Raw genomic sequence first — 14,571 nt, 5'->3', positions numbered from 1 at the left:
AAGTTTGAATCCTGGCGGTTATCACAGATTGAAGAGGCGCTTTTTGAGTTAGCCTGGAAAATCTGGATGTATCGTAGCGGCAATTGATAGCAAAAAAAATTCGCGTCTATCCTTTTACGTTCAGCAAGCAAACATTGCTGTAAGGTTGTACCTTGAAAGGGAATCGCGAATTTATTTTTATCCATTATAAAATTGTTTATTATGCGAGCACGTACTCACATTTCGAGTATCCATTATTTTTGAAGAGATTTGTAATATTGTCCCTTTTCTACGTATTCTCGGACGATACGTTCCATATCTTCTTTATCTTCAGCATTTAATTCTCGTACAACTTTAGCTGGACGTCCTAATGCTAAGCAATTAGGGGGAATGACTTTACCTGGAGGTACAAGACTACCCGCACCAATAAATGCACCTTCTCCAATCTCTGCCCCATCTAACACGATTGATCCCATACCGATTAACGCATTTTTTCGAATTGTACAGCTATGTAATGTCACTTGATGCCCAACGGTTACTTCATCTTCGATTATTAATGGAAATTTTGGACTTTGATGTAGGCAACAAAGGTCTTGGATACTTACGCGTTTACCGATTATTGTTGGAGATACATCGCCTCGAATAACGGTGTTAAACCAAATGGTTGTCTCTGCTCCAATCGTTACGTCACCCGTAATGGTTGCATAGTCAGCAATAAAAACAGATGGATCGATAGTAGGTGTTTTGTCTTTATACGGATAAATCATGCTAATCGCCTCTTTTCTTACTTTAATGTAGTATTATCGTATCAAATACGCAATTTTATGCAAATATAATTTTATACTAACGAGCATATTTCGTTATAATCATTGTGTAACTATTTATTTAGGAGGACTATGTGAATGTGGAAATGGGAAGCTGATGGACAAGCGAAAGCTGTGATTGCTATTGTTCACGGTGCATATGAAAATCACCGTTGGTACGCATGGCTTATTGAAAAACTCAGAATGGAAGGCTTCCACGTAGTCATGGGGGATTTACCGAATCATGGGGCAAATGCAAAACTCTCACGTGTCCATGATGAGGACTTTAAAGAATACAACAAATATACGAGGCATTTAATTGAGAATGCTTTTTCATATGATTTGCCAGTGTTTTTAATAGGGCATGGACTAGGAGCAACGTTATTACTACATACGATGCATAAGAGAAAATACGAGTGTGCAGGAATTGTTTTAACATCGCCTTGGCTACATTTGAATTTACAACCAGGTAAACTATCAAATGCATTAACGAGCTTAAGTGCTTTGACGGCGAGCGTTAAAATGACACACGATATTACTTTTGAGAAATTAACACGTAGTATTGAGGGACGAGAGGAAATGCAAGATGAGTTTCCATTTAAGTCCGTGATCTCAGTGAAGTGGTATCGAGAACTGCAACAAATGATGCGCAATTTGGCCATCATGCCGAAAGCTGAGTTTCCGAATACGCCGATGCTTATTATGACTGGTGAAAAGGATAGTATTACGGAAACAAGACAAACACGTAATTGGCTACATCAGCAAGAGTTTGCTGAATTTCAATTTAAAGAGTGGGCGAAGTGCTACCATAATCTTTTCCATGAAATAGAGCGGGAAGAGATTTTTCTCTATATTCGTGATTTTGTTAATAATGCTTTGCGTAGAATTGGCTATATAATTCGCTAGAATGTTTCCCTCCCGAAAAATATTGTTGAATAAGATGTATAGTAACTTAAAAATAATGTTGTAATTTTCAGAAAAATGTAATACTATAATGTCTTAAAGTAAGAATATTCATATTTTGGGAGGGGTAAAATGGAAGGTATTGTAAGTTTTCTGAACAGTATTTTATGGGGACCGTGGTTTATTTATGGTATTTTATTGATTGGATTATTCTTTTCAATCATTACACGTTTCCTACAAGTAAGACTCATTAAGGATATGTTTGTTTTAATGTTTAAAGGGGAAAAATCGGAAAAAGGAATTTCTTCTTTCCAGGCAATGTCGATTGCATTATCAGGTCGTGTAGGTACAGGTAATATTGCTGGTACGGCAACTGCAATCGCTATGGGGGGGCCTGGTGCAATTTTCTGGATGTGGGCAATTGCTTTCATCGGTGCGGCGACGGCTTATGTTGAGTCGACATTAGCGCAAATATATAAAGAAGAGAAAGATACAGAATATCGTGGTGGTCCGGCCTTTTACATTGAAAAAGGAATGGGTCAAAAATGGTTTGCGGTCATTTTTGCGATAGCAGCGTTAATCGCCATGTTAATATTAATGCCTGGTGTTCAATCGAATGCAATTTCGGTTGCTGTTGAAAACGCTTTCGGAATGGAATCTTGGATTACAGGTATCATTATTATTGTACTTTTAGGTGCCATTATTTTCGGTGGGGTTAAATCGATTGCAAATGTTGCGCAAGTAGTAGTACCGTTCATGGCTTTAGCTTATATTTTAATGGCAATTGTTATTATTTTTATGAACATTTCACAAGTGCCTGCAGTATTTTCTTTAATTTTCTCTAGTGCTTTTGGTGCACAAGAAATATTTGGGGGCATTATTGGTTCGGCGATCGCTTGGGGGGTTAAGCGTGGTATTTATTCAAACGAAGCTGGTCAAGGAACTGGAGCGCATCCAGCCGCAGCTGCGGAAGTTTCACACCCTGCTAAACAAGGTATTGTGCAAGCAGCATCTGTCTACATTGATACATTACTAGTTTGTTCAGCTACTGCATTTATGATTTTATTTACAGGTATGTATAATGTGCAGAATGAAAAGGCAGCAGAAGGTACAGATCCGTTTATTTACGTTGGGGAGTTTAATCAAAACGGTCTGACAGGAGACGAACAAATTACGTTTGCGAAAAGTATTAAAGAAGGTGCAGCGTATACACAATATGCGGTGGAAACTTCATTGCCAGGTATCGGTTCAGAATTCGTAGCAATCGCGCTATTCTTCTTTGCATTTACGACAATCATGGCGTATTACTATATAGCTGAGACCAATGTGGCGTATTTATTCTCGGGGCAAACTGAAAAGATTTTCATTTGGATAGCGAAGATTGCCTTTTTAATTGCAACATTTTACGGAACGATTCGTACATCAGACCTTGCCTGGGCAATGGGGGATGTTGGTTTAGGTTTAATGGTATGGATTAACGTCATTGCGATTTTAATTATTATGAAACCAGCGATTGTTGCTTTAAAAGATTACGAGAAACAGAAAAAAGAAGGCAAAGACCCTGTTTTCGATCCTCGTAAACTAGGAATTAAAGGTGCAGATTTCTGGATTGATTACAATGACAAGCGTCAAAATAAATAGTGCATAAAAAGAGTCCTCTCGAAATGAGAGGACTTTTGTTTTTGGATAAAGAGCTCGGCAACTTCTGCCGGACCAGCACACAACGTAAGATGCGGGCATTCAGCGCTTTTGTGAGGGGTGTGGCTTACGTTGTGCCCGTGGAAAGCGTCCGCCCGCAGCTGAGATCAATGGTGTTAGTTATCTAATATGTAGCTTAAAGTTATATAGAAACAGTATTTTCTATAGTAAATGGTATGGCATCATAATGCTTAGTGATATCCGGTATACGAGGGATAAGAAAAAGCCCGAAAATTTAATTTCGGACTTTTATATAAGGAATTAATCGGTAGGCAAGTCTTTCATTTTTTCTAAAGCAATAACAAAGGGTGGATCGTTTTGTTGATTTAAAAACTCATATTTTAACACATGTACGTATTTTTGTGGTAACTGACTAACATATTCGATCACAGCGTCTCGTTCTTCCTTGCCACCTGGATGACCATGGTAAATAACAAGGACAATTAAGCCTCCGATTGTTAGCAGTTGTAGTAAATCTTTAAGTGCTAAAATCGTGGTATTCGGTTTGGTTACGACTTCATGGTCACTACCTGGTAAGTAGCCAAGATTGAAAATAGCAGCCGTAACTGGCTTTTGGACATGTTTAGCTAGATTTTCGTGCCCCGTATGTAACACAAGGGCGCGATGTTCCAATGCGTTATCTAGCAGGCGATGCAAGGTTGCATCGACAGCATTTTTTTGCACATCAAACGCATAAACTTGTCCATTATCTCCGACAAGTTGAGCTAAAAATAAAGTATCATGGCCGTTTCCTGCTGTGGCATCTACAACTGTATCGCCTTCTTTAATCGTCTCTACTAATAACTGTTGTGCATATTGCAAGACGCGTTGAAGCTTCATTTTGGTACCTCAGCATTATAAAATTTGCCTTGCCAACTACCACGGCGTTCTAACTCCGCATCAATACCATTCAATACTTCCCATTTATTGACGCTCCACATTGGCCCAATCATTAAATCAATTGGTCCATCGCCTGTTATACGATGGATGACCATTTGCGGTGGTAAAATTTCTAATTGATCAGCTACTAGTTTTGTATAAACGTCTTGATCTAAAAATTCGAGCATGCCTTTTTCATATTGCTTGACCATTGGCGTCCCTTTTAAAAGGTGAAGTAAATGAATTTTAATGCCTTGGACATCGAGCTTTGCGACTGCTCGAGCAGTTTCCATCATCATATCGTAATCTTCTAGTGGAAGACCATTAATGATATGGGAGCAAACACGAATGCCATGTTTACGTAGTTTTTCAACACCTTCTACATATGTTGCATAGTCATGGGCGCGATTGATAAGGTTGGCTGTTTTTTCATGAACCGTTTGTAGTCCAAGTTCAATCCATAAATATGTGCGTTTGTTTAATTCAGCTAAATACTCAACAACATCATCTGGTAGGCAATCAGGGCGCGTTGCAATGGAAAGTCCTACTACACCTTCTTGCGCTAATGCTGCCTCAAATTTTTCTTTTAAGACAGGAAGCGGTGCATGGGTATTTGTATATGCTTGGAAGTAAGCCATATACTTGCCATCCTTCCATTTTTGATGCATTTTATCGCGAATTTCAGCAAACTGCACATCAATAGGATCTACTTTATTACCCGCAAAATCTCCTGACCCTGCAGCACTACAAAAAGTACAACCGCCAAATGCCACAGTGCCATCACGGTTTGGGCAATCGAAGCCTGCATCCAGCGCTACTTTAAATACTTTATGACCGAACTGATCACGTAAATAGCGATTCCATGTATAATATCTTTTCCCCTCTGAGGGAAAAGGAAAGTTTGTTTCTGTCATGTATTTCACTCCTCTAACGTTATATTTTATCATGTGCATAAGGTTCCGTCATATATAAGAATTTTAATATGTAGGAATGCTTAAAAACGATCTGCTTTTCAATGATGCTGGAAGGACAGTGGATGGCTACTGAAAGAGTGTAGTGTAGTTAATTTTTAAGCGAAAAATAAGGAGTTATTTATGAAGAAAGGGTAAATTTATTTTCCTTGTACTTTTTTACTTTTCAGCATAAACTAGCTATTTAGAGAAACGAAATAATGGAGGTCAAGGATATGCCAAAAAGTGTTTGGTTTTTAATTATCGGTATGCTTGTGAACACGACGGGCAACTCTTTTTTATGGCCTTTAAATGCCATTTATATGCATGATTATTTAGGAAAGACACTTGCAATGGCGGGCTTTGTCTTAATGTTAAATTCAGCAGCTGGTGTGTTAGGTAATCTATTAGGTGGCTATTTATTTGATAGAATTGGTGGCTATAAATCGATAATGATCGGAATTCTATTGACGGTTGCTTCGTTAATCGGCTTAACAATTTGGCATGGTTGGCCGCATTATGTGTGGTTTTTAACGGTACTTGGATTTAGCGGAGGCATTGTCTTTCCAGGGATGTTTGCGTTGGCAGGGGCGGCTTGGCCTGAAGGTGGACGTAAGGCATTTAATGCGATTTATTTAGCACAAAATGTAGGTGTTGCTGTTGGTCCGGCATTAGCAGGGATTGTTGCGGATTATCGCTTTGATTATGTTTTTGTCGTCAATTTAGCAATGTATATTTTGTTTTTCTTTATCGCGTTAATTACATTTAGAGGAATCGATTCGCAAAGTGTGGCACTGAAAAATGTTGTGAGTGAGAGTAAACGTATTACCAATAAAGCACCATTTTATGCACTGTTAATTTTAAGTTCATCTTCTGTATTATGTTGGCTTGCTTATTCACAATGGAGTGCGACCATCTCTTCCTATACGCAGGATTTAGGTTTAGGATTAAAACAATATAGTTTGCTTTGGACGATAAATGGACTTCTAATAGTAATTGGCCAGCCGCTAATCGCACCCCTTGTGCGCCGTTGGGAACATCAACTAAAACGACAACTTGTCTTTGGTATTATACTTATTGCAGCATCGTTTGGCATTGTAGCATTCGCAGAGGATTTTAAAATGTTTGCCGCTGCAATGGTCGTATTAACATTTGGCGAAATGTTTTATACACCAGCATTACCGACCATTGCCAATCAGCTGTCACCAAAAGGACGCGAAGGTTTCTACCAGGGCATTATTAATAGTGCGGCAACGGCAGGGCGTATGATTGGGCCATTGTTCGGCGGTATTATGGTGGATCAGTTTGGTATGATTGCACTTGTTTCGATTTTAGTGGTCATTGTATTAATCGGCATTTTCCCATGTCTTATCTATGACCGACCGTTACTGTTGAGTGACAGGCACGCAAACAATTCTGAAAATTAAAGACAATTTGTATGAAGCGGATGAGAAATCATTCGCTTTTTTTATTTTTCACATTGAAATCGATTTGCTAAAGGGATACAATCATACATATTCAAATATTTGAATATGTATAGATGAAATTGGGGGGATGAAGGTGGAGGAGGGCTTACAACAGTTTAAAGCCGATTTTTTTAAAGCATTAGCACACCCGTTACGAATAAGAATTCTAGAATTGTTGGTAGATGGTAAGAAAAGTGTCAATGAGATTCAAAGTTGTCTCGAAAAAGAGGGCTCGGCAGTGTCACAGCAACTAAGTGTATTACGGGCGAAAAACATTGTTTTTGGGACGAAAGAGGGGAAAAAAGTTTACTATTCTTTGAGTGATCCGATGATTGTGGAGTTGTTGCGTGTGGCTAAAGACATTTTTAACAACCATCTAATTCATACTATTTCTAGATTAGAAGAAATGACTGTTAGCGAAAATGAAGAAGAGAGCATATAAGATTTTATTATATCCCCATTAAAAACAGCCAAGTGTTAAAGAAAAAAACGGACTTGATTCGGTGAACTTTTATTTCGAAGGGAAGATTACTATATGAAATCACTGTTTACGGGGCGTTTTGAAGGGTATTCAGTTGATCATTTGAAAAAGGATTTATTGTCTGGAATTATCGTTGGCATTGTAGCAATTCCGCTCGCCATGTCTTTTGCCATCGCTTCTGGTGTCAAACCTGAATACGGTATTTATACAGCGTGTATTGCAGGGATACTGATTTCATTATTTGGTGGTTCAAAGTATCAAATTGGTGGACCTACGGGCGCCTTTGTGCCAATTTTATTAGCAATTGTTTTAGCGTATGGCTATGAAAATTTATTGCTTGCAGGATTAATGGCAGGTGTCTTGTTATGCTTAATGGGCATTTTTAAGCTCGGCTCCCTCATAAAATTTATTCCGCGTCCTGTTACGATCGGTTTTACAGCGGGAATTGCCGTCATTATTTTTACTGGTCAAATAGCGAATTTTTTAGGTTTGACGAATATTACACGCCATGAATACTTCATTGCCAATATGAAAGAACTCTTTTTGCATATTAGTACAACGAATTATAACAGTATTTTCATCGCAATCGTTTGTCTTGTTTTGCTTGTGGGTACACCTAAAATTTTTCCGAAAGTACCGGGCGCATTAGTTGGCATCGTTGTTTCGACGCTTGTTGCTACCTTCTTTTTTTCAGGGCAAGTGGCAACCATTGCAACAGCTTACGGTCAAATTCCAAATTCACTCCCAGCGTTTAAGATACCTGAAATGACGTTAGAGAAATTGCAATTATTAATTGGACCTGCCTTTGTCATTGCTATGTTGGGTGGTATTGAGTCGCTTTTATCGGCGGTTGTGGCTGACGGAATGACAAACAGTAAGCATAACAGCAATCGAGAACTTGTCGGACAAGGGATCGCGAATATCGTCACACCATTGTTTGGTGGCATTCCTGCTACGGGGGCAATTGCGCGGACTGCAACGAATATTAAAACGGGAGCGGCTTCCCCGATGTCTGGTATAATTCATGGTGTTTTTGTGTTAATAACATTATTGTTATTAGCGCCTTTTGCTTCGTATATACCATTAGCTAGTATGGCACCAGTGTTGATGGTTGTGGCGTGGAATATGAGTGAACGCAAGCATTTTGCTCATATTGCCAAAGCGAAATCAGGCGATTCACTTGTCCTAATCATTACATTTTTGCTGACGGTTTTCACCAGCTTAACGATCGCTGTTGAAGTCGGGCTAGGTTTGGCCATTATATTGTTTGTTAAACGAATGAGTGAGAAATTGGTTGTTCATAAAGTTTTACCGGATCATACAAAAAAGAGCGGCAAGGTTCAGCCTCAAGTGGTCAATCAAAAGCACGACTGTCCACAAATTAGTCTGTATACGATAGAGGGTCCACTATTTTTTGGCGCAGCGCAAACTTTTGAAGACACATTACTCCCTGCAATGCACGACCAACCGAGGGTTTTAATTTTACGGATGGGAAAAGTGCCTTTTATGGATGCGACGGGGGTATCTTATTTTAGCCACGTTGTGGAAAACTTCACTACAAAAGGTGGCACGGTGTTAGTAACAGGTGTGCAGGAAGAGGTAAAAGCAACACTAATGCATAATGGGGTATACGATCAAATAGGTAATGATAATTTCTATGAGCATACGGGAGAAGCAATTAACAGGGCACTAAAAGAGTTGGATAGCAATAAATGCCTCGGTTGCAAACACTTTGCCTTCCGCGAATGCACGCATTTATCGAGTGACAGGCACGCAAAAAATTCTGACAATTTAGGACAATTTAGTGAAAGCTCCACACGATAATAGGTCGTGTGAAGCTTTTTTAGTTGGATGCTATGCACCATTATTCGTTTTGTTGAACTTCGCAATATCCGCAATATGAGAGTGAAGCTTGCGATGTTTGAGATATGTAACATTTGAGAATACTGGTATCGAGGAAGGGAAAGACAGATGGTGTATTATGCTTATAGTGATAATAGGAGCTATATGGATAATCCTCCATGTTGTCAACGATAGGTGGTGCGGTTGAAATGGGATTGCGGTGGATATAGCGACTTACACTAAGTAAATCTCGTTGTGAGGGAACAAGGTCTGCAAAATAGCGACTCTCATACAAATGCCCGCAATATTCATATTTCTTTTTGAAGTAATTACTATAGCGCCAATTAATGACCGCCATTAATTTCCCTAGTGGTACTTCAGGTGAGCGAACTAGCAGATGATAGTGATTAGACATAATGCAATAGGCAACGATGCTAAACGTGTATTTATGGTAGGCATATTGCAAGACACGAAAAAATGCATCATAATCGTCAACAGTCAAAAAAATAGTTTGACGATTGTTGCCACGCATCACTACATGATGATAATGATCTGGGGACCAAAGTCGTTTTTTTCTTGGCACGAAAATCGTTCCTCCTTTTACCGTTTTCTTTAGCATAAAAAAGGAGTGTAAAAGGCGTCAAATGGACGAAAGTTAAGTAAATAACGAATTTATTAATTTTGTTAGCAGAAAAAGGCTGAAAATTTCATAACACTATTGAAAAATGATAGGAAATAATTTTTTTGGAAATTGTGTGAGAATTGTGTGCGTGCCTGGCACCGTTAAAAAGAGGCTTGTGCTTTTTGGGACTTTCCATTAGAATAAATGCAATACATGTAAAGACATTGATGAGGAATAGTAAATTTGTGGTTCTTTTTAGAGAGCTAGCGGTTGGTGCAAGCTAGTAGGGATGCAAATTGAACTCGCCTGCTGAGTCTGCGTACATAACTGTATGTGTGCCGTCCTTTCCGCGTTAAGGAAGCTTGAGCCGAGTGTAATCACTAATTTGGGTGGTACCGCGGGAGATAAGAATACTCTCGTCCCTTTCTGACAAAGGAAGGGGCGAGTTTTTTTATTTTTTAAATATTTTGTCAATTCTTACGATAAGTAGTATTGAACATATATAAGGAGGAAATAGTATGAGCTTTAATCATCAACAAGTTGAAAAAAAGTGGCAGCAATATTGGGATGTCAATAAAACATTCAAAACAGAAAATGAAACGGATAAACCGAAATTTTATGCACTGGATATGTTCCCTTATCCATCAGGAGCGGGACTTCACGTAGGGCATCCTGAAGGGTATACAGCAACAGATATCCTTTCGCGTTTCAAACGTATGCAGGGCTTCAATGTTCTACATCCAATGGGATGGGATGCATTCGGTTTACCAGCAGAGCAATATGCATTAGATACAGGGAATGACCCTGCAGAATTTACAGCAAAAAATATTGCAACATTCAAGCGTCAAATTCAAGAACTAGGGTTTAGCTATGATTGGGATCGTGAAATAAACACAACAGATCCAGAATACTACAAATGGACGCAATGGATTTTCATTCAATTATATAAAAAAGGCTTAGCATATGTAGATGAAGTCGCTGTAAACTGGTGCCCTGCATTAGGTACAGTGCTAGCAAATGAAGAAGTCATTGATGGAAAATCTGAGCGTGGTGGACATCCGGTAGAACGTCGTCCAATGAAACAGTGGATGCTAAAAATCACGGCTTATGCGGATCGCCTAATCGATGATTTAGAAGAAGTAGATTGGCCTGAATCGATTAAAGATATGCAACGCAACTGGATTGGTCGTTCTGAAGGTGCAGAAGTAACGTTTGGCATTGAAGGATCAGACAAAAACTTTACGGTCTTTACGACACGCCCAGATACATTATTCGGCGCAACGTATACAGTACTTGCCCCAGAACATAAACTGGTAGCTGAAATTACAACGGCTGAACAACAAGCTGCTGTAGAGGCTTACCTTGAAAAAGTAAAAATGAAATCTGATTTAGAGCGTACGGATTTAGCGAAAGAAAAAACAGGTGTATTTACAGGCGCCTATGCAGTAAATCCGATTAACGGTAAAAAAGTGCCAATTTGGATTGCAGATTATGTGTTAGCGACTTATGGTACTGGCGCTATTATGGCGGTTCCAGCTCACGACGAGCGTGATTACGAATTTGCCAAAGAGTTTGGCTTAGACATCGTTGCAGTGCTTGAAGGTGGCGACATCGACAAAGAAGCATTTACAGGTGATGGTCAGCACATTAACTCTGACTTCCTTAACGGCTTAAATAAAGCAGATGGGATTGCAAAAGCAATTGAATGGTTAGAGGAAAAAGGCGTTGGTGAGAAAAAAATATCTTACCGTCTACGTGACTGGTTATTCTCACGTCAACGTTATTGGGGCGAACCAATTCCAATGATTCATTGGGAAGATGGTACAACGACGCCAATTCCAGAAGCAGAATTACCATTAATGCTTCCAAAAACGGATAATATCCGTCCATCAGGAACAGGAGAATCACCATTAGCCAATATTACGGATTGGGTAAATGTTGTAGATCCAAAAACAGGTATGAAGGGTCGTCGTGAAACAAATACAATGCCACAATGGGCAGGTTCTAGCTGGTACTTCCTACGTTATATCGACCCGAACAACAAAGAAGCAATTGCTGACCCAGAGTTGCTAAAACGTTGGTTACCAGTTGATATTTATATTGGTGGTGCAGAGCATGCCGTATTGCACTTACTATACGCACGCTTCTGGCATAAAGTACTATACGATTTAGGTGTCGTACACACGAAAGAGCCATTCCAAAAATTATTTAACCAAGGGATGATTCTTGGTGAAGGTAATGAAAAAATGTCTAAATCAAAAGGCAATGTCGTCAACCCAGATGAAATTATTGAATCGCACGGTGCAGACACATTGCGCCTTTATGAAATGTTCATGGGTCCATTAGAAGCTTCAGTTGCATGGTCAACGAATGGCTTAGATGGTGCTCGTCGTTTCTTAGACCGTATTTGGCGTTTACTTGTTAATGAAGAAGATGGTACTTTATCAGCGAAGGTTCAAGCTTCGGACGATAAGTTCCTAGAAAAGTCATATCACCAAACAGTGAAAAAAGTAACAGAAGACTACGAAGGCATTCGTTTCAATACAGCAATTTCGCAAATGATGGTATTCATTAATGATTGCTATAAAGCAGAAGTACTTCCAAAGGCTTACGCTGAAGGGTTTGTGAAAATGCTAGCACCAATCGCACCACATATTGCAGAAGAACTATGGCAGCTATTAGGTCATGAAGAAACACTATCTTACGAACAGTGGCCAGCATACGATGAGTCTAAGCTAGTAGACGATGAAGTAGAAGTAGCTGTGCAAGTGGCAGGTAAAGTACGTGCAAAAATTATCGTAGCAAAAGATGCTTCAAAAGAAGAGATTGAAAAAGTGGCATTAGCCGATGAAAAAGTACAAGAATATATGGCAGGCAAAGACTTGGTAAAAATTATTGTCATCCCAGGTAAACTTGTTAATATCGTTGTTAAATAAGAAATAGGAAGAACCGTGAACTACGCTTTTGTTAGCGTACTTCACGGTTTTTTTGTCGACATCTGCCAATGAATAGGAAAAATAAAACGACATTTATTGACAAAAGATGGGTAAAAAAGATATTATTTTATATTTTTATAGCAAAATATGTATCTTTTGGCGTTGATAAAGGTTAAAATTCTCTATGTATATAGTAATGAAAACACTGAGAAAAGGAGCATATTTATGAAAAAGTCACAAAGATTGAGCGATAAAGTGTTATTGTTCGCAAGTGTTGTCGTAATCCTCATTGTAGGGTTAGTGATAGGTATTTTATATATGAATACAAATAATTCCGTTGAAGGGGCAATCGGTCGTGATGGCGTATCCAAAGCACAAACAATAGCCTCATTATTAGATGTAGAAGCGTATAAAAAATTAATCGAATCAGAGGACTCATCGTTATATAAAGAGTTGCGAGAAGAATTAAATACATTACGTATACATAATGGTTTGTTATATGCTTATGTGTTATATCCACCAACAGAGGGAGAAAATTTGAAATTTTTAGTCGACGGTTTACCGTTAGATGAAGAAATGGCTGGTGCTATGGGGGATCCATCTGAAGTCCTTACATATAATGATGGTCAAAAGGCAATTGATAATAATGGCTACTACTCAGATATTCAAAAAAGTGAAACATACGGTTCTTTAATGTCTGCGATTACACCATTAAAAGATAGTGCTGGAGAAATAGTTGCCTTTGTCGGTGTAGATATGATGGCAAATGAGGTACAAGCTGTTCAAAGCGATGTGCTAAAACAAACGATTCCATATATCGTCGTTATTTTATTGCTGGGCGGTATTATTTTAATTGCTATTATTCGTTTTTATACAAATCGTCTATTACAACCGCTAGTCGTGTTAAAAGAAGTTGCCGAGCAATTCGCAGATGGCGATATTCGAAGCGCGGAAAAAGGCTTAGAATCGATTAAAGTAGCAGGTAATAATGAAATATCTGCATTTTCTAAAGCATTTACACAATCGATGTACAAATTAAAAGAAACATTCCAAATGATTCATGGAACAGCTTCTAATTTACAACAAGCGATTGAAAATATTCATACTTCAACAGCAACGGTAAGCAGTTCCAATAGCGAAGTAGCGAATAGTATTGTAACAATTGCTAGTGGAAGCGAGCAGCAACGTGCAAACAATGAAGAAGTTGTACGTGCAATGGAAGAAATGGTGTCAGGCATTCAACGTATGGCAGATGCTACAACAAATGTAGCAGAATCATCGAATGATATTACAGAGCGTGTTCAAACAGGTGTATCAGACTCTGAAAATGTCGTAATGAAAATCCAACAAGTTGAAAATTCAGTTCTTGCTACATCTGATCATGTTACGGAAATGGGTAAACAATTCCGTTCAATTGAAGAAATGGTCGCTGTTATTACAAGTATTGCCGATCAAACGAATTTACTTGCATTAAACGCAGCAATCGAAGCGGCGCGTGCAGGCGAAGCAGGAAAAGGCTTTGCCGTTGTAGCCGATGAAGTACGAAAATTAGCAGAAATGTCGCGTGTGTCTGCTGAAAATATCCAAAATCAATTACAAAGTTTCAGTATTACAACGACGAAGGCATTGGAAGAAATGCAAACGAGTGCTACAAGTGTGAAAGATGGTAGCGAAGAAGTTGGCAAAATTGGTCAAGCATTAGTGAAGATTTTACAAGGGGTGCAAAGCGTCAACCAAGAAATACAAGAAAACTCAGCGATTATCGAGCAAATGTCAGCAAGCTCAGAGGAAGTATTGGCCTCAGCTGAACAAATGAACAACGTTATTATTATGAATGCAGAACGTGCGGAAAGTGTAGCGAGTGCATCCGACCAACAAATGACGATTGTCCATGATTTAGAGTCTGTTGTTGAGGAATTAGAAAACAGTTCTAAAGCGATGTTTAATGCGATCAATCATTTTAAAATTTAAAAAACGAGCGCGGCTTCATAATTTGAAAAGTAGGCGTTAGA

At 38.8% G+C, this 14,571-nt stretch carries 11 protein-coding genes and 1 other annotated feature; of the genes, 7 read left to right on the top strand and 4 right to left on the bottom strand.

The window, feature by feature from the left end; translation table 11 throughout:
* Positions 1-233 precede the first annotated feature (233 nt).
* Positions 234-746, bottom strand: a complete 513-nt coding sequence (locus ACKVEV_RS11535) for a gamma carbonic anhydrase family protein (protein WP_409366630.1) — start codon at positions 744-746, stop codon at positions 234-236.
* Positions 747-881: 135 nt separating this feature from the next.
* Here ACKVEV_RS11535 and ACKVEV_RS11530 point away from each other — a divergent pair, with 135 nt between their 5' ends.
* Positions 882-1,688 carry an alpha/beta hydrolase gene (locus ACKVEV_RS11530; RefSeq protein WP_409366629.1) on the top strand — a complete coding sequence of 269 codons (807 nt, stop codon included), beginning with the start codon at positions 882-884 and terminating at the stop codon, positions 1,686-1,688.
* 129 nt (positions 1,689-1,817) lie between these two features.
* The gene (locus ACKVEV_RS11525; RefSeq protein ID WP_409366628.1) at positions 1,818-3,326 is read left to right on the top strand and encodes an alanine/glycine:cation symporter family protein; all 1,509 of its coding nucleotides are present in this window, start codon (positions 1,818-1,820) and stop codon (positions 3,324-3,326) included.
* Between the two features lie 318 nt (positions 3,327-3,644).
* Here the strand turns inward: ACKVEV_RS11525 and ACKVEV_RS11520 are convergent, their stop codons facing one another.
* Positions 3,645-4,223 (bottom strand): class I SAM-dependent methyltransferase, encoded by a 579-nt coding sequence (locus tag ACKVEV_RS11520; protein ID WP_409366627.1) that lies wholly within the window; start codon positions 4,221-4,223, stop codon positions 3,645-3,647.
* Positions 4,220-5,176: a TIGR01212 family radical SAM protein gene (locus tag ACKVEV_RS11515; RefSeq protein WP_409366626.1), complete on the bottom strand. Its 957-nt coding sequence runs from the start codon at positions 5,174-5,176 to the stop codon at positions 4,220-4,222. Before ACKVEV_RS11515 ends, ACKVEV_RS11520 begins: the two co-directional genes overlap by 4 nt.
* A 272-nt stretch (positions 5,177-5,448) precedes the next feature.
* Between ACKVEV_RS11515 and ACKVEV_RS11510 the strand changes: the two genes are divergently transcribed.
* The 3 genes from ACKVEV_RS11510 (at position 5,449) to ACKVEV_RS11500 (ending at position 8,983) form a co-directional block, all read left to right on the top strand.
* Positions 5,449-6,639, top strand: coding sequence for an MDR family MFS transporter (locus tag ACKVEV_RS11510; protein WP_409366625.1), 1,191 nt, complete (start codon positions 5,449-5,451; stop codon positions 6,637-6,639).
* Positions 6,640-6,766: 127 nt separating this feature from the next.
* Positions 6,767-7,120, top strand: a complete 354-nt coding sequence (locus ACKVEV_RS11505) for an ArsR/SmtB family transcription factor (RefSeq protein WP_409366624.1) — start codon at positions 6,767-6,769, stop codon at positions 7,118-7,120.
* A 93-nt stretch (positions 7,121-7,213) separates the two neighbouring features.
* Entirely contained in the window at positions 7,214-8,983 is a 1,770-nt protein-coding gene (locus ACKVEV_RS11500; protein WP_409366623.1) for a SulP family inorganic anion transporter, read from the top strand.
* Positions 8,984-9,023: 40 nt separating this feature from the next.
* Here ACKVEV_RS11500 and ACKVEV_RS11495 read toward each other — a convergent pair whose 3' ends face one another.
* A complete protein-coding gene (locus tag ACKVEV_RS11495; RefSeq protein WP_409366622.1) occupies positions 9,024-9,584 on the bottom strand; it encodes a transposase in 561 nt (186 codons plus the stop codon).
* A 254-nt stretch (positions 9,585-9,838) separates the two neighbouring features.
* Positions 9,839-10,050 (top strand) — a binding site (T-box leader).
* 91 nt (positions 10,051-10,141) lie between these two features.
* Between ACKVEV_RS11495 and leuS the strand changes: the two genes are divergently transcribed.
* Complete coding sequence (leuS, locus tag ACKVEV_RS11490) at positions 10,142-12,559, top strand: leucine--tRNA ligase (protein ID WP_409366621.1); 2,418 nt, start codon at positions 10,142-10,144, stop codon at positions 12,557-12,559.
* Positions 12,560-12,784: 225 nt separating this feature from the next.
* A complete protein-coding gene (locus ACKVEV_RS11485) occupies positions 12,785-14,530 on the top strand; it encodes a methyl-accepting chemotaxis protein (RefSeq protein ID WP_409366620.1) in 1,746 nt (581 codons plus the stop codon).
* Positions 14,531-14,571: the final 41 nt, after the last annotated feature.

The organism is Lysinibacillus sp. 38-6, assembly GCF_046245175.1.
Classification (GTDB): Bacteria; Bacillota; Bacilli; order Bacillales_A; family Planococcaceae; genus Lysinibacillus.
The sequence above is the reverse complement of the archived record's forward strand: the minus strand, read 5'-3'. Positions and strand labels throughout refer to the sequence as shown.